The sequence below is a fragment of the Nocardia sp. FDAARGOS_372 genome (genome assembly GCF_002554515.1).
Classification (GTDB): Bacteria; Actinomycetota; Actinomycetes; order Mycobacteriales; family Mycobacteriaceae; genus Nocardia; species Nocardia farcinica.
On record NZ_PDDW01000001.1, the window covers coordinates 802,900 to 819,120 of the forward strand.

General features: G+C 71.4%; 11 protein-coding genes and 1 pseudogene. 8 read left to right on the forward strand and 4 right to left on the reverse strand.

Annotated features, from left to right (window positions below):
• Window positions 1-11 precede the first annotated feature (11 nt).
• Entirely contained in the window at window positions 12-767 is a 756-nt protein-coding gene (locus CRM89_RS04085) for a maleate cis-trans isomerase (RefSeq protein ID WP_060592010.1), read from the reverse strand.
• 245 nt (window positions 768-1,012) lie between these two features.
• Between CRM89_RS04085 and CRM89_RS04090 the strand changes: the two genes are divergently transcribed.
• Genes CRM89_RS04090 through CRM89_RS04110 form a run of 5 tightly spaced genes read left to right on the forward strand, consistent with a single transcriptional unit; the run spans window position 1,013 to window position 9,470 of the window.
• Window positions 1,013-3,115, forward strand: coding sequence for a hydantoinase/oxoprolinase family protein (locus CRM89_RS04090; protein WP_060592008.1), 2,103 nt, complete (start codon window positions 1,013-1,015; stop codon window positions 3,113-3,115).
• Window positions 3,116-3,141: 26 nt separating this feature from the next.
• Complete coding sequence (locus CRM89_RS04095) at window positions 3,142-5,460, forward strand: hydantoinase B/oxoprolinase family protein (RefSeq protein ID WP_060592006.1); 2,319 nt, start codon at window positions 3,142-3,144, stop codon at window positions 5,458-5,460.
• A complete protein-coding gene (locus CRM89_RS04100) occupies window positions 5,457-7,160 on the forward strand; it encodes a (2,3-dihydroxybenzoyl)adenylate synthase (RefSeq protein WP_011208728.1) in 1,704 nt (567 codons plus the stop codon). The genes CRM89_RS04095 and CRM89_RS04100 overlap by 4 nt, the downstream gene beginning before the upstream one ends.
• A complete protein-coding gene (locus CRM89_RS04105) occupies window positions 7,157-8,737 on the forward strand; it encodes an FAD-dependent monooxygenase (RefSeq protein WP_086839026.1) in 1,581 nt (526 codons plus the stop codon). Before CRM89_RS04100 ends, CRM89_RS04105 begins: the two co-directional genes overlap by 4 nt.
• 28 nt (window positions 8,738-8,765) lie before the next feature.
• The gene (locus CRM89_RS04110) at window positions 8,766-9,470 is read left to right on the forward strand and encodes a TetR/AcrR family transcriptional regulator (RefSeq protein WP_011208730.1); all 705 of its coding nucleotides are present in this window, start codon (window positions 8,766-8,768) and stop codon (window positions 9,468-9,470) included.
• Between the two features lie 9 nt (window positions 9,471-9,479).
• Here CRM89_RS04110 and CRM89_RS04115 read toward each other — a convergent pair whose 3' ends face one another.
• The 3 genes and pseudogenes from CRM89_RS04115 to CRM89_RS04125 all read right to left on the reverse strand — a co-directional run bounded on the left by CRM89_RS04115 (window position 9,480) and on the right by CRM89_RS04125 (window position 12,749).
• The gene (locus CRM89_RS04115; RefSeq protein WP_011208731.1) at window positions 9,480-10,319 is read right to left on the reverse strand and encodes an SDR family oxidoreductase; all 840 of its coding nucleotides are present in this window, start codon (window positions 10,317-10,319) and stop codon (window positions 9,480-9,482) included.
• Window positions 10,316-11,800 (reverse strand): NAD(P)/FAD-dependent oxidoreductase, encoded by a 1,485-nt coding sequence (locus CRM89_RS04120; protein ID WP_098083265.1) that lies wholly within the window; start codon window positions 11,798-11,800, stop codon window positions 10,316-10,318. Before CRM89_RS04120 ends, CRM89_RS04115 begins: the two co-directional genes overlap by 4 nt.
• Window positions 11,797-12,749, reverse strand: a pseudogene (locus tag CRM89_RS04125) (patatin-like phospholipase family protein). Before CRM89_RS04125 ends, CRM89_RS04120 begins: the two are co-directional and overlap by 4 nt.
• A 58-nt stretch (window positions 12,750-12,807) precedes the next feature.
• On the opposite strand from CRM89_RS04125, the gene CRM89_RS04130 reads away from it, so the two are divergent.
• The 3 genes from CRM89_RS04130 (at window position 12,808) to CRM89_RS04140 (ending at window position 16,183) form a co-directional block, all read left to right on the forward strand.
• A complete protein-coding gene (locus tag CRM89_RS04130; RefSeq protein ID WP_060591992.1) occupies window positions 12,808-13,446 on the forward strand; it encodes a TetR/AcrR family transcriptional regulator in 639 nt (212 codons plus the stop codon).
• A gap of 551 nt (window positions 13,447-13,997) precedes the next feature.
• Window positions 13,998-14,921: a polyprenyl synthetase family protein gene (locus tag CRM89_RS04135; protein ID WP_228788241.1), complete on the forward strand. Its 924-nt coding sequence runs from the start codon at window positions 13,998-14,000 to the stop codon at window positions 14,919-14,921.
• Entirely contained in the window at window positions 14,918-16,183 is a 1,266-nt protein-coding gene (locus tag CRM89_RS04140) for a hypothetical protein (RefSeq protein ID WP_098083267.1), read from the forward strand. The genes CRM89_RS04135 and CRM89_RS04140 overlap by 4 nt, the downstream gene beginning before the upstream one ends.
• The last annotated feature ends 38 nt before the right edge of the window (window positions 16,184-16,221 follow it).

The following is a 16,221-nucleotide window of genomic DNA, read 5'->3' on the forward strand; positions in this document are numbered from 1 at the left end:
TCTCGGTGCGGTCAGCTCGCGGTGACAGCGGAGTCCTGGCGCAGCAGCCGCCCCGCGCCGGGCACGGCGACGGGCAGGTCGAGGCTGCGCAGGATGCTGTAGGCGCCCGCGGTCGCGGCGGACAGGACGGGAATGCCGAATTCGCGTTCGGCGGTCTCGACGAGCGGTAGCGAGGGCATCTGCACGCAGCAGGAGATCACCAGCGCGTCGACCTCGCTCAGGTCGAGTGAGCGGGCCGCGGCCATCACCTGCTCGCCCGGGATGCAGCCGACCTCGGTGTTGTCCGCCACCTCCAGCGCACGCCAGTCCGAGATGGTGAAGCCCTCGGCTTCCAGATACGCGACCACCTTCTCCGCGAGCGGGCGCATGTACGGGGTCACCAGGGCGACTCGCTGCGCGTCCAGCGCGCGCAAACCCTCGACCAGCGCACCCGCGCTGGAGCGGACCAGCGCCTGCGAGCCGCCGGTCGCCAGCTGCTCGGCGACGGCGCTCTCCACCCGGTGGTGCTCGCCCGGCCCGCCGACCATGACCGCGACCAGGCAGGCGTAGAGGATCACCTCCGGTGCCGCGTCGGCGATCTCGAGCACGCACCGTTCGCGCTGGGCGTTCATCGCGGCCAGCCCCTCGGGCGAGACGGTGTGCATGCGCATCCGCGTCGAGTGGAACGAGAACTCCGCCCCGGGATGCCGCGACAGCAGCGCGGGCATCTCCGTTTCGACGGTGACGTTGGAGCTGGGGACGACCAGCCCGATGCGGTGGATGCCCATCGTTTCCCTTCCGATCCGATGCGGGCGACCCTCGCCCGCGATTCGACGTTCACGACAAGTATTCGACATCAGAGACGGAAGCGTCAAGGGTGGTTCGAGCTGGGAGAGTTACCCTGGAAAAGTGATCCGACTCACGAGAGTGGCTTGACATGTCGTCGAACACGTCAAATACTCGACGCATTCGTTAACCGAGCGGCGGCCGGATTCGGCTCGCCCGCACCTCTGTCCGAAGGAGCACAGCGGCAATGGGATATGTGATCGGAGTGGACGTCGGCGGCACGTTCACAGACGCCGTCCTCGACGACGGCGAGGGCATGGTGATCGCGGGCAAGTCGCCCTCGACCCCGCCGGACTACTCCCGCGGCGTGATGGATGTGCTCGAGGTGCTGGCCCAGCAGCTCGGCCGCCCGCTCGCGGCGATGCTCGCCGACACCCACCACATCGCGCACGGCACCACCTCGTCGCTGAACGCGCTGGTGATGAACCAGGTACCCGAGGTGGGCTTCCTCACCACCAAGGGCCACCGCGACTCGATCTACATCATGAACGTCGAGGGCAGGTACCTCGGCCGCTCACCCGAGCAGTTGCAGAACGTGCTCGGCCAGAGCAAGTCGCACGGCCTGGTGAGCAAGCGCCACGCGCTGGAGGTGACCGAGCGCGTCGACCGCGACGGCCGGGTGGTGGTGCCGCTGGACGAAGACGAGGTGCGCGCGGCCATCCACGCCCTGCGTGCGGACGGCATCACCGCGGTCGCGGTGTCGCTGCTGTGGTCCTTCCGCAATCCCGCCCATGAGCGGCGCATCCGCGAGATCGCCCACGACATCGATCCGGACCTGTTCGTCTCGCTCTCGAGCGAGGTCAGCCCCCGGATCCGCGAATTCGCCCGCAACGCAACCACGATCATGAGCACCCAGATCGGTCCCGGCCTGCGCGACTACCTCGGCGAACTGGAAGGCAGGCTGCGCGAGCACTCCCTGGCGGGGCCGCTGCTGGTGATGCAGAGCAACGGCGGCGCGGTCGCGGCCGCCGAAGCTCCCGCACACGCGATCTCCACGGTGGGCTCGGTGCTCACCGGCGGCGTCGTCGGTGCGGTGTCGCTGGGCCGCCAACTCGGCCACCGCAACATCATCGCCACCGACGCGGGCGGCACCACCTTCCTCGCCGGGCTCATCGTCGACGGTGAACCGGTGCGCTCCTCGACGACGATCATCAACCACCACCCGATCAACGTGCCGACCCTCGAAGTGCACGCCATCGGTTCCGGCGGCGGCGCGATCGCCTGGCTCGACGCCGGTGGAAACCTGCAGATCGGTCCGCACAGCGCCCAGGCCGTGCCCGGCCCGGCCTGCTACGGGCAGGGCGGCACCGAGCCCACCAACACCGACGCCAATCTGGTGCTCGGCATCCTGCCCCAGCGAGGTCTCCTCGGCGGGCGCAAGGCGCTGGACGTGGAGCTGGCGCGCGAGGCCATCCGCCGCCGGATCGCCGAGCCGCTGGGCTTGTCGGTGGAGGAGGCGGCCGCGGCGATCTACGAGGTCCAGAACGCTCAGACCGGCGACCTGCTCCGAAAGACGGTCGTCGAAGCCGGGCACGATCCACGCGACTTCATCGTCTACGCCTTCGGCGGCTCCGGCCCCGCGCACTGTGGCCGGTATGCCCAGGAGATCGGCGTGCGTGACGTCGTGGTGCCGCTCGGGCAGGTGGCCTCGGCCTTCTCCGCCTACGGTCTGGCCTCCTCCGACATCGTGCTGGCCAAGGAACTGTCCGACCCGGCCGCCATGCCGTTGGACCCGGCCCGCGTGGAACAGAACTTCAAGCAGCTCGAGGAACAGGTTCGCGAGCAGCTGGCGCGCCAGGGCCTGCAGTTCGCGGAGGTCCGCATCGACCGCGAGATCGACATGCGCTACACCATGCAGCTGGCCGAGGTCGCGACCCCGGTCGCCGGGGGCGCGCTGACCGCCACCGAAATCGCCACCGCCTCCGACACTTTCGAGCAGCGCTACGCCGAGCTCTACGGAGCCGACAGCGGATTCCGGGAGGCGGGCATCCAGGCCATCACCTACCGGGTCCGCGGCACCGGCGTACTGCCGTTCTCGCCGGAGCTGCCCGAACTCGCCGTCGCCGATTCGGCCGACGCGAGCGTCGCGCGCGTGGGCACCAGAAAGGTGTGCCTCGACGGCCGTCGCGGCTTCGTCGACACCGACATCTACGACTACACCCGGCTGCGGGCGGGCCACGTGCTACGCGGGCCCGCGATCGTCGAGGTGCCCACCACGACGGTGGTGGTGCCGCACGACTCGACCGGAACCGTCGACCGACTCGGCAATCTCACCATCACCGCCGACTAGCCCAGCCTCGTACCAGGAGAACCACCATGACCGCACCCATTCCCGGGTCCGAAGTATTCGCCAGCCGCCCCGTCGACCCCGAGGAGTTGCGCCGCTCGCTGCCGCCCACGCTGCCGGTCCACACCGTCACCCAGGAACAGATCGACGGTGTCGACCCGCTCACCTACGAGGTCATCCGGCACCGCCTGTGGTCGGTGACCGACGAGATGGGCGAGGCGCTCAAGCGGATGTCGGGCTCGCCGATCGTCACCGACGCCAACGATTTCGACTTCGCCATCAGCGACGAGCTGGGCCAGGAGGTTCAGGTCGGCCTCTACAACACCATGCTGGTCGGCGCTGTCGACCTGGCCATCTATTGGACGTTGCGCAACCGCAGCACCAACCCCGGTATCGCCGAGGGCGACATGTTCCTGTGCAACGACCCGTGGGTGGGCGGCGGTCTGCACCAGAGTGACGTCATCGTCTATCAACCGGTCTTCCACGAGGGCGAACTGTTCGCGTGGACGAGCGCCATCTGCCACGAACCCGACCTCGGTGGTTCGGGTCTGGGCTCGTTCGACCCGGCGGCCAAGGACGTGTTCTCCGAATCGCTGCCGACCCCGCCGATCAAGGTGGTGCGTGACTACGAACTCCAGCGCGACGTGGCCGACGTGTGGGTCCGCCGTTCGCGGGTGCCGATGCTGGTCGGCTTGGACCTGCGCGCCAAGATCGGCGCGAACACGGTGGGGCGCAACCGGTTGCTCGCGGTGATCGAGCAGTACGGCGCCGATACCGTCAAGGCGGTCATGAAGCGCATGATGGCCGACGCGGAGAACCGGTTGCGCGCCAAGCTCTCCGATCTGCCCGACGGCACCTGGCGCGCCACCGGCTACCAGGATCAGGCGCAGATCGGCGATCGCGGCGTGCACAAGATCACGGTCGCTATGACCAAGACCCGCGACCACCTCAGCTTCGACTTCACCGGAACAGATCCACAGACCGGCGTCATCAACTGCACCTACGCGGGCATGCGCGGCGGCGTGATGCTGGCGCTGCTGCCGATCCTGGCCGGTGACATCCCGTGGTCGGCCGGCGGCCTGATGCGCTGCTTCGACCTGATCTCCGAAGAAGGCACCATCAACAACGCCACCTTCCCAGCGGCGGTGAGCCGCGGGCCGATCGGCCCGGCGTGGCTCACCGGCAACCTGATCGCCGAATGCCTGGCCCAGATGCTCGACCAGCACATCGAATTCGGCAAGAACGTGCAGGCCTCCTGCTGCGGCACCTGGGACACCGCGGTGGTGGCCGGTCTGGACGAGCGGGCCGAACAGCCGGTGCCGTTCCTCAACATCATGATGGAGCCGATGGCGGGCGGCTACGGCGCGCGCCCCGTCGCCGACGGCATGGACACCGGTGGGCTGTTCTGCATCCCGATGGGCCGCATCCCCGACACCGAGATGACCGAGTTCCTCTACCCGCTGCTGACGCTGTGGCGGCGCGAAGAACCCGACTCCGGCGGGCCGGGGCGGCACCGCGGCGGTGTCAGCGCCTCGCTGGCGGTGACACCGTACGGCACCAGCCTGCCGATGGGCCTGGTGTTCGCCTCGGCGGGTAAGGCGGTCGCGCAGAACGGCGGCCTGGCGGGTGGGTTGCCGGGCAACACCGGCCTGGAGATCCTCGCCAGGGACTCCGGTGTGCTGCGGATGCTGGCCGAGGGGCGCATTCCCGGCTCTCTCGACGAACTCGACGGCACCGCGGAACTCGGCGCCTGCTACGCCGAGAGTTACCTCGCCCCCGGCGAAGTCCTCTACATGCACTGGCAGGGCGGCGGCGGGTACGGCGACCCGCTGCGCCGCGACCCCGAAGCGGTGGCGGTCGACGTCCGCAACGGCAAGGTGAGCCCACAGGGCGCCGAACTCGGCTACGGCGTCGTCGTCGCCGACGGGACACTCGACGTCGCGAAGACCGCGGACCTGCGTGCCGCGCTGCGTGCCCGGCGGCGGGAACGCTCGGTGGTCCCCGATGCTCCGGGCACCACCCTGGATCTCGCCCGTGCCCGGCGCCTCGACGACAACCTGGTCGAGGTGCGGGACGGCGACGATCGCTTCATCGGCTGCGCGCACTGCGGGCGGCTGCTGGGCGACAGCGGCTCCGGGCGACTGGCGCTGGCCTGTTACGAGGGCCCGTCGAATGAGGCAGGTCCGCAGGTCACCTCCGACCCGGCCGCATACGTCGACACCCCGGTGGTGTTCCGGCAGCAGTGCTGCCCGGGTTGCTGGACCGCGCTGTACTCCGGCATCGTGCCCGCCGACCACCCCGACCACCTCTCCGAGCTGGCGCGGTTGCTCCCGGCGGTGGGCCGATGAGGACGACCGTGCTGGGTGGGCGGGAGCGCTGGGGACAGCGGCTGGTCGACTACCCGCCCGAGCGCGCCGAACGCTACCGGCGGTCGGGCGCCTGGACGGACACACCGCTGGCCCAGCGGCTGCACGAGATCGCCGCCCGCTTCCCCGAGCGCCCCGCCGTGGTGACCGCCGCCGCGTCGGTGACCTATGCCGAACTCGACCGCGCCACCGACCGCATCGCGGTCGGACTCGACGCACTCGGCCTGCGCCCGGGCGACCCGGTGCTGTTCCAGGCGACCAACCGGCTCGAGACCGTGTATGCCTGGTACGGCTGCCTCAAGGCCGGTCTGGTCCCGGTGGCGACCCTGGCCGCGCACCGCGCGCACGAGATCGGCCACATCAGCCGCAAGGTCGGCGCCGTCGCGCACCTGGTCGAGACGGGCCTGTCCTTCGACCTGGTCGCCTTCGCCCGCGACCAGGCGCAGGGGCATCCGACCCTGCGCCACATCCTCACCGTCGGCGATCCCGCCGGAGCGGTGGCGATCGAATCGCTGGGCGCGGGCATCCCACCGGAGCAGGCCCGCGCCCACGTCGAGCGAGTACAAGCCGGTATCGACCCGCTCGACGTGGTCGCCTTCCAACTCTCCGGTGGCACCACCGGAGTGCCGAAGGTCATCCCGCGCAGGCACGTCGAGTACTGGAACAACGCGCTGTACTACGCGCGGCGGCTCGGCTGGACCGAGCACACCCGGGTCGCGCACCTCATCCCGCTGATCCACAACGCGGGCATCACCTGCGCCCTGCACGGCGCGCACTCGGTCGGCGCCTGCCTGGTGCTGGCGACCCCCGACACCGCGACCGCGTTCCCGCTGCTGGCCCGCGCACGCGCCACCGACGTGCTGATCGGGCACGGCCACTACCAGGCGGTGCTCTCCCCGGGCTTCGATGCCGCGCGCGTGCACCTGCGGCGGGTGGTGCTGTCGGGTGCCAAACTCACCGACGAGTTGTTCGCCCGCGCCGACGACGGCGCGGGACATTGGGCGGGTCAGCTGTTCGGCATGTCCGAGGGCCTGTTCACGGTGACGCCGCCGGATGCGCCCGCCCTCGCCCGTGCCACCACGGTCGGCACGCCGATCGCCCCGGACGACGAGGTCCGCATCCTCGAACCCGGCGCCGACACCGAATTGCCCGACGGCACAGTGGGAGAACTGTGCTGCCGCGGCCCGTACACCATCCCCGGTTATTTCGACGCGCCCGAACACAATCGGTCGGCGTTCACCCCCGACGGGTTCTATCGCACCGGCGATCTGGCGCGGATCGTCGTCATCGACGGCGTGCGCTACGTGTCCATCGAGGGCCGCATCAAGGATCTCATCAACCGCGGCGGCGAGAAGATCAACGCCGAGGAGGTGGAACTGCTGCTGGTGCGCCACCCCAACGTGGCGAACGCGGCCGTGGTGGCCATGCCCGATCCGCGGCTGGGGGAGAAGACCTGCGCGTATCTCGTCGCGGCGACCGGCGTCGCGTCGAGCCTCGATGACATCCGCGCCCACCTCGAGGCGTTGGGCGTGGCCAAGTTCAAGTGGCCCGAGCGTTTGGAATGGGTCCAGGAATTACCGCAGACCAGCGTCGGCAAGGTCGACAAGAAGCGGCTGCGCACCGACATCGGCGAGAAGCTCGCGTCGGAATCGGCGCGACCGGGGAATCAGGAGCACTCATGAAACTGCGCACCGTGGCCGTGCTCGGGGGCGGGCCCGGCGGCCTCTACGCCGCCCGGCTGCTCAAACTCAGCCACCCCGACGCGGAGGTGACCGTCTACGAACAGGGCTCGCCCGACACCACCTTCGGTTTCGGCGTCGGCCTCGCCTCACGCACCCAGCGCAACCTGCGCGCCGCCGATTCCGCCTCGCTCGAGGAGATCGTCGACCGCGCGCACCCGCACGACATGTCGATGCGCCTCGGCGACGCCGTGGCCCGGCTGTCCCACGGCGAACTGCTGGCCATCGCGCGCACCACCCTGCTGGCCGTACTCCAGCGGCACGCGGAGGCCGCCGGAGTACGGCTGCGGTTCGGCGAGCGGCGCGAGATCACCGAACTCGACGCGGACCTGGTGATCGCCGCCGACGGCGTCAACAGCGCCGCCCGCACCCGGCTGGCCGACGCGCTCGCGCCGCGCATCACCACCGGCACCGGGCTGTACCTGTGGTGCGGCACCGATTTCGCCCTGCCCAGCGCCGTGTTCACCCCGGTCACCACCGAGCACGGCACGTTCGTCGCGCACGCCTATCCATACGCGGCCGACCGCAGCACCTTCCTCATCGAAACCGACGAAGACACCTGGGTGCGCGCGGGATTCGACCGCACGACCGCCGACACTCCGCCCTCGGAGACCGATCAGCAGTCGCTGGCCTACCTGGAGAAGGCGTTCGCGCAGACCCTCGCCGGCCACCGGCTGATCGGCAACCGCACCCGCTGGCTGCGCTTCCGCACCGTCACCTGCCGGCGTTGGCACACCGGCAACGTGGTGCTGCTCGGCGATGCCGCACACACCGCGCACTATTCCATCGGTTCGGGCACCAAGCTCGCGATGGAGGACGCCATCGCCCTCGACCGCGCCGTCCGAGCGGCCCCCACGTTGGGCGAGGCGCTCGCCGAGTACGAACGGGTGCGCCGCGCCGACGTGGAGCACCTACAGTCCATCGCCCGCCGCAGTGAACTGTGGTGGGAGTCGTTCCCGCGCCGGCTCGGGCTCCCGGTCGACCAGCTGATGGTCAGCTACATGACCCGTGCCGGGAAGGTGAGCCTGGACCGGTTCGCCGCCTCGGCGCCGGAGGTGTCGCGTCGCGGACTGGCCGACTACGCGGGCGTGACACCGGCGGCGGTGCCCGCGGCCGGATTGGACGACTGGGTCTGCGCGCAGCCGCTGCGGCACGGCGGCCGGACCTACCCTTCCAGGCTCGCCCCCGCGGACCTCCGTGCGCACGAGACCACCGCGGTGCTCGAGGTCGATCTCGCGTCGGCATGGGAGCAGGCGGCCGATGCGTTGCTGGCGACGGTGCCCGAGGCGGGCGTCGTCTGGTTGACCGGCGCTCCCCACCGTGCCGACGTGCTGACGCGGCTCGAGCTGGCCGAACGGGTCAGGTGGCAGTCCGGGGCGACGGTCGTGGTCGATGTGCCCGAGGCGCACAAGGCCGACGCGGCGGCCGGGCTCGCCGGTGGGCGCACGCATCTGGTGCATCTGAGTTCGGGCGTCCCGGCGGCGGCGACACCGGTGCGGGTCCACAGTGCGTCGGCGTGACGAACCGGCAGCGCATACGCTGTCGGGGATGACCACGAACGCACGCGCCGGATCGCAGAGCACCTCGCGCCGTGAGCTCGTCGAGCGCGAGATCATGGAGCAGGCCACTCGGCTGTTCGCCGAGAAGGGGTTCGCCGGGACCACCCTGCAGGACATCGCCGTGGCGACCGGCCTGACCCGGCCCGCGCTGTACCACTACGTCGCCAACAAGGACGAGTTGCTGGCGCGGCTGGTCACCGAGATCGCCGAGCAACCGGCGCAACTGCTGCACACCATCAACGAGCGCGACGACCTCGACCCCGCACAGCGGCTGCGCGAGATGGCGCTGTCCATCGCGCGCCACCAGATGCAGGCGCCCGAACGGTTCCGTCTGCTCATTCGTTCCGAGGCCGAATTGCCCGAGTCACTGGCCAACACCTACCGCAGCAGCAGGCGGCGAGTGCTCAAGGAGTTCGTCGGCGTCATCGACGACGGAATCCGGGCGGGGCAGTTCTTCCCCGTCGACTCCCGCACCGCCGCGCTCGGCATCATCGGCATGCTCAACTGGATCGCCTGGTGGCACCATCCGGGTGACCAGAACGGGCGGGCGGCCGCCACCCAGCTGGCCGAGATGGCGGTGCGTACGGTCATCGACCCCGAAGCCGACGCCATGGGCGAGGCCGGGCCCCGCCGGATCCTGGAACGGCTGCGGCAGAACCTGGATTCGCTCGAACAGACGCTGGGCGCGATCTGAGGCGCCGCGCTACCTCCGCCTGATCCGCTCGACGTAGGCGCCGCGGATCGCCGTGTCCACCCGGGTGATCGCCGCGTCGTCGCCGGCGAGCCTGCGCAGGACCCGCATCACGCGTTCCGGGACGAGTGTGGCGGCGTCGGCGGCGGGGCCGAGGTAGCCGGGGACGGCGACCTCGGCCGCCCGGCTGGCGACGGTGCCGACGATGGCGGCGGCGACGTCTTCGGGGTCGACGGCGGGCAGTACGCCGTAGTCGATGCCCGCCGAGAGTTCGGTGCGTACCGCGCTGGGCAGGACGGCGGTGATGCTGACGCCGGTGTCGGCGTGTTCCAGGCGGGTGGCGGCGGTGAGCCCGACGGCGGCGTACTTGCTCGCGTTGTACATCGCCAGGCCCGCGAGCGGGAATTTCCCGGCCAGCGAGCACACGTTGACGATGTGGCCGCGGCCGCGCTCGACCATGCCGGGCAGCGCCAGGCGCATCCCGTGCACGAGCCCGAAGACGTTGACCTCCATGGTGAGCCGGTCGAGGTCCTCGTCCTGGTCCAGGAACGGGCCGTTGGGCATCACGCCCGCGTTGTTGACCAGGATGTCGAGCGGGCGGCCGTGACGGCTCTCGGCGTGGGCGAGGAAGGCCGCGAACGACCACTTGTCGGTGACGTCGAGGGGGTGCGCGCCGGCGAGCGGGCCGAGACCGGCGGCGGTGGCGGCGGCCGCGTCGGCGTCCAGGTCGCCGAGCGCGACGTGCGCGCCCGCCTCGACGAACGCGCGGGCGGTCGCGGCCCCGATACCCCGGCCCGCGCCGGTGACCGCGACCAGCGCGCCGCGCACGTCGATGGCCGGGTAGCGGCTCATGCGGGCACCTCGATGTCGTCGGCGACGGTGACGGTGAAGTCCGCGGGATCGAACCGGCTCACCGTGCGCACCAGCCTGCCGGTGGACCACGGCCAGCTGAAACTGTTGCGGCCGTTGGCGTCGATGTAGTAGCTGCGGCAGGAGTCGGCGTTGTAGGCGGTGCCGCCGAGTGCGGCCTGCACCCGGTCGACGTAGTCCGCCTGCGCCCGCGGCCGCACCTCGAAACTGGACCAGCCTTCCCGCCGGGCGGTGGTCACCGCCCGCACCAGGAAGGCGACCTGTGCTTCGGCGATGGTGAACGCCGAGGAGTGCCCGGTGCCGAGGCTGGGACCGAGCATGATGCACAGGTTCGGGAAGCCCGACACCACCGTTCCCCGATAGGCCTCGGGGGAGTCGCCCCAGTGCTGGGCGAGGCTGCGGCCGTCGGCGCCGTGCACCAGATCGGCCAGCGGCATGTCGAGGATGTGGAAGCCGGTGCCGAGGATGACGGCGTCCACCTCGGCCGCGCTGCCGTCGGCGCCGACGACGGTCGAGCCGTCGATCCGGTCCACCGCGGTGGCATGTACCGCCACGTTCGGGCGGGTGAGGGACTGGAGGTAGTTGTTGGAGAACAGGATTCGTTTGCAGCCGAGCAGATAGCCGGGGGTGAGCTTGCGGCGCAGCTCCGGATCGGGCACCGCCAGGCGCAGATAGGCGCGTCCGATCGCCTGCAAGCCGTGCATGAGCGGCTTGGGCCGGTGGAAGGCCGTACCGACCACGCCGTCCATCACCGCGTACTCCAGGCCGCGCAGGGCCGTGTGGGCGAACGGCACCCGGCGCATCAGCTGCTTCTCGAGTTCGGGCACCGGATGGTCCAGCTTGGGCAGTACCCAGTGCGCGGTCCGCTGGAACAGGTGCAGCGCGGCCACCCGCGGCTGGATCTGCGGCACGAACTGCACGGCCGAGGCACCGCTGCCGATCACCGCCACCCGCTTGCCGCGCAGGTCGTAGTCGTGGTTCCAGCGCGCGGAATGGAAGACCTCGCCGGGGAATTCGTCCAGGCCCGGCACGCCGGGGATCTTGGGCTCGTTCCACGGACCGGCCGCCGCCACCAGGAAGGTGGCGCTGAATTCGCCCGCGTTCGTCCGCACCCGCCACCGTCGATCCGTCGCGTCCCATCGGGCGTCGAGCATCTCCACGCCGAAGCGGGTGATCGCGTCCAGGCCGTGCTCGCGCGCGACCCGCCCGACGTAGTCGAGGATTTCCGGTTGGGTGCCGAACAGCCGCGACCATTCAACATTCGGCGCGAACGAGTACGAATACAGGCCGGAGGGCACGTCGCAGGCGCACCCGGGATAGGTGTTGGCCCGCCAGGTGCCGCCGTAGGTCTCGGCCTTCTCCAGGACGAGTACGTCGGACACACCGGCGCGGCGTAGCTCGACCGCCGCGCAGACGCCGGACACGCCCGCGCCGACGACGATCACCTCGTGATGTCGGCTCATGCGGCTGCTCCCGCTCGGTCGGCGGCCAGGATCGCGTCGGCGACCAGGCCGGGGGTGGTGCGCCGCGCGGCCGCCAGGGTGGCGGGCCTGCGGGTGACGTCCATGAAGTTCGGGCCCATCGCAGCCAGATCCGCGGCGGTGGGTTCGACCCGGATCACCCGGATGCCCGCCGCCCGCAATCGGGCGATCTCACCGTCCAGGCCGCGGGTCATCGGTGCGCGCAACAGTCGCTCCAGGCGGTCGACACCGCGGGCGGGCGCGCCGTTCGCGCTGGTCATGGGGGCGATCACGACGACTTCGTCCAGGTCGCGGGAGGCCAGCAGATCCGCCGACACCGACGACAGCGCGCCGCCGTCGAGGTAGTCGCGCCCGCCGATCCGCACCGGCGGGAACCAGCCGGGAATCGCCCACGACGCCGCGATCGCCGCCCCCAGCTCGGCCCGCGGCGCGTCCGGGCTGCCGAAGGCGGTGCGGGCGCCGGTGGCGGTGTCGACCGCGACGAGCCAGGTGTCCGGGTGCGTCACCCAGCCGTCCGGTCCGGCCAGCGCGGCGCCGTACTCGCGCAGCCGGCCGGCGTCGCCGCGCCCGCGGGCAGCAGGCCGGCCAGCGCGCCGTACGGTGACCCGGCGCGGCGTGCGCCGCGGATCAGCCCGAGGCCAGGCAGCGCCGGTGCGGGCAGGGGCGGCAGCGCACCGGGATGGAACGCGAAGTGGCGCAGCAACATCGGGTCGGCGTCGGGTGTGCCGTCCAGTGCCGCCAGCAGGTCCCGTGGCGTGCGGCCCGCGCCGAGCGCGGCCACCAGTTCGGCGCCGGCGGAGGTGCCGAGCAGCACCTCGGCGGTGCGGGCGTCCCAGTCCAGGGCCTGCTCGACGGCGCGCAGCGCGACCACCGTCCAGGCGAAGCCGAGGGTGCCACCGCAGCCGATGGCCAGAGCTCGTCGTGTCGTCACAATTTCGGATACTAGCGGTATCCGGATTCCTTGGGTAGCCCATTGCTAGGATCGGCGCATGACCAGGCTGACCCGCAAGGAGGCGCACGCGCGCACCCGTGAGCGCCTGGTCGAGACCGCCGAGGAGATGTTCCTGGCCAACGGCTACACGGTGACCTCGCTGGACAAGGTGGCCGCGCGGGCGGGCTTCTCCAAGGGCGCGGTCTACTCGAACTTCGCCACCAAACACGAGCTGGGTCTCGCGGTGCTCGAGCGGATCCGGCTGGCGCGCGTGCTCAGCCTGGCCGCCGCCGTGCTCGGCGCCGACACCCTCGACGCCCGCATCGCCGCTTTCGGGCGGTGGGCCGAGGAGAACATCGGTGACGTGGGCTGGCTCACCGTCGAGGTCGAATTCGCCATCGGCACACGGCATCTCGACGACCTGCGGGAGGAACTCGCGGTGCGGCGGCGGGAGATCACCGACACCCTGGCCGAACTCATCGATCAGCAGGCCCGGGAATTCGGCGTCACCCTGGCCGTTCCGGCTCACGACGCCGCCGTGCGACTGCTCTCGCTGGGTATCGGCCTCGGCGTGCAGCGCGCGTTCGACCCGGAGGTTCCGGTGACGCCGATCGTGGACGCCCTGCGGGAGCTGCTCACCGGCGCGGCGACTCGCCCGGCCGGACGGTCCGTCGCCCCCGATGCTGCGAAGCCTTGAGAATTACTGTCTCACTGTAGTTTTCATCGAATCGACCGAATAACTCCGAGGGCCGGTCGGTGTCCACGTAACGGCCCTGTGAGATAGGCCAGCCGCCCGTGGTCTTCTTCGGAGTTCGTCCAAGACCCCTGGTGGACCCGCCCGCTGGACCGTTAACCTGAGGACGGTCGTTCGACCACCGAAGTTCGAGGTCAGCTCGGGTGACGCCGCCGTCATCCGATCCGGATCGATCGCACATTCGCGCACCACACCCCACCCGCTCGTCCCGCGCTGTCGCCGATCCGTTGTCTCGTGATCATCGCTAGGGGAATCCTGCCATGGACAATGCCGCGCTGCCGTCAGCACCTGGTCCCACTCCACATTCCACCCGCACCCGCGGTGTCGCCGTCGTTCCCTACTCGGAAAACGTTGCGAGACAACAGGATATCGACATCGAGCGGCCCCGTCCGGAGGGATCCGCCGACCATCCGGCACCCACGCGCGCGAACGAGGGTTCGCTGCTGCGGCCGTGCTCGCCGATCGCCGAGCAGATCGGCCAGGTGGATCGCCGGATGCGCGAGATACTGCTCACGGGAGGCGAATTCGACGACATCTATCGCCACATCCTCACCGCGCCGGGTAAACGGGTACGGGCCGGTCTGGCCCTGGCCTGCGCCCAGCTGATCCCGTCGCCGGACGCGGCGCCGGTGCACGACGCCCTCGACATCGCCTGCGTCTGGGAGATGTTCCATGAATCGTCCCTGGTGCACGACGACATCTGTGACGGGTCGCCGCTGCGTCGCGACGCGCCGTCGGTGCCCGCCGCGTTCGGTGTCCGGCGGGCGGCCCGCGCGGGATTCCACCTCGCCGGTAAGGCGCTCCAGGTGCTGGCACGGGTGATCGCCGACAACCCGGCGGCCTTCGGGACCGTCGGCACGGCCGCCGGAGTGACCTACCTGGACCGATTGTCGGACCTGTCGCTCGGCCAGCTCGTCGAGACCATCCCGCCCACCGTCGACCACCACGCCCTGCGCGGCCACTACGCCCGCGTCGCCGCCGCGAAGACCGGCACGTTGTTCCGGCTGGCCTGCGCCTACGGTGGCACGGCGGGCGCCCTCGAGCACGACCGGCTGCGCGATCTGATGGACTACGCCGAGCGGCTCGCCTTCGCCTTCCAGGTGATGGACGACGTGCGCGACGTCGACGGCGGGCCCGGGCTGGGGAAGGACGCCTGCGGCGACCTCGACCGCCGGGTGCCCACCTGGCCGGTCATCGAATGGTTGGCCGAGCAACGGGCGGCGGTCGATCTCTGGCTGGACCCGGCCACCCCCACCGGCGTCCTGCAATCCGCGCTGGCGGACAGCGGCGCGATCGCGAGGGCGCGGGCCCACGCCGTCGCCACCGCCGAGGCGGCGCGGCGGGCGCTGGCGGCGTTCCCGCTCTCCCCGGCCAAGGAGCACCTGGACCGGCTCGCGGTGCGGGTGGTGACCCGATGACCGCCGGACGGCTCGGCCCCCTGGTCCACGGACTCCGCCGGCTGCGGCGCGCGCCCGATCTGGCGGCGCTGCGCGCGGCGGCCACGCCGGCGGAACTGGCCGCGCGAGCGCTGATTCCGGCCGGCCGGAATCTCGGCCTGGCCGTCGGGTTGCTGCCCGCGGGCCAGCGGGCCGAAGCGACCGCCGCGCTGCTGGCCTGCCGGGTGCTCGACGCCTACGAGGACCTGATGGACCGTCCGCACGCGGGCGCGGCCGTGCTCGCGGCGGCGGGCTATCTCGGCGGCCGCACCGACACCGCCCCACCGCCGTTGCGCGCCGTCGCCGACCGTGACAGCGAGGCGGTCGACCTCGTGCTCGCCGAGCGCGCACCCGACATCCGGCTCCTCGTCGGCGCGTTGCCCGCGCCGGGCCGGGCGCGCGTCGCCGCCCTGCTCGACGACGTCGCCGCCGTGATGGCCCGCAACCTGGCCACCCCGCTGCCGCGAACCGCCTACGGCGCGGGCGTGCTCGGCCGCGTCATCCACCACGCGTGCGAGCTGGTGGCCGGAGCGGCCTATGCCGACGATGAGCTGCGCGAGCTGGCCGAATGCGTCGGCATCACCGCGCAGTTGGCCAACGACCTGCGCGACGGCGAGCTGGCGCTCTACGGCGCGGCCGATCGCGCCGACCTGACCCGCACGGTGCTGCTGCGGGTGTTGTCGCCCGCGCTGGGCAGTCTCGCGTTGCTGGGCACGCTCGGCCCGCGGACCCCCGGCCTGAGCGCCCGGGCCGGTATGGCCTATCTGGCGATCACCACCACGACCTTCCTGTGCTCGGCCGCGGGCGCCGCACCGCCCTACCCGCGCCGGCTCCGGCTGCCCGCCGCCGTGCTCGCCGCCGCCGCGCCCGGCTACTGGGACCGCATGCAGAACCGGATGCTGGGCAGCGTCGACCGCGCGATCCACCTGGTGCTCGACGCGGCTCCCGAACCCACCGAGCCCGCCGGCGACGCTCCGCCGATGCTCGCCGCGCTGGACCATCGTCCGACGGCCAACACGCTCGGACCACTGGTGGTCGGCACCGCCTTCGCCCTGGTCGAGGCGCTGCCGCCCGACCGCCTCACCGGCGGAGTGCCCGCCGCGCAGGCGCGCCGGATGATGATCGCCGACCACCTGGCCTTCGGCGCGCTCGAGCGGATCGCCCCCGGTGACGTCGAGGCGATGCGCCAGCTGGCCGTTCGATTCCAACTCGCCGCCCAGCACACCGGAGGAGGCAGCACATAAGCACCCACCCGCCCGCTCGGCTCGCCACCACCCCATCC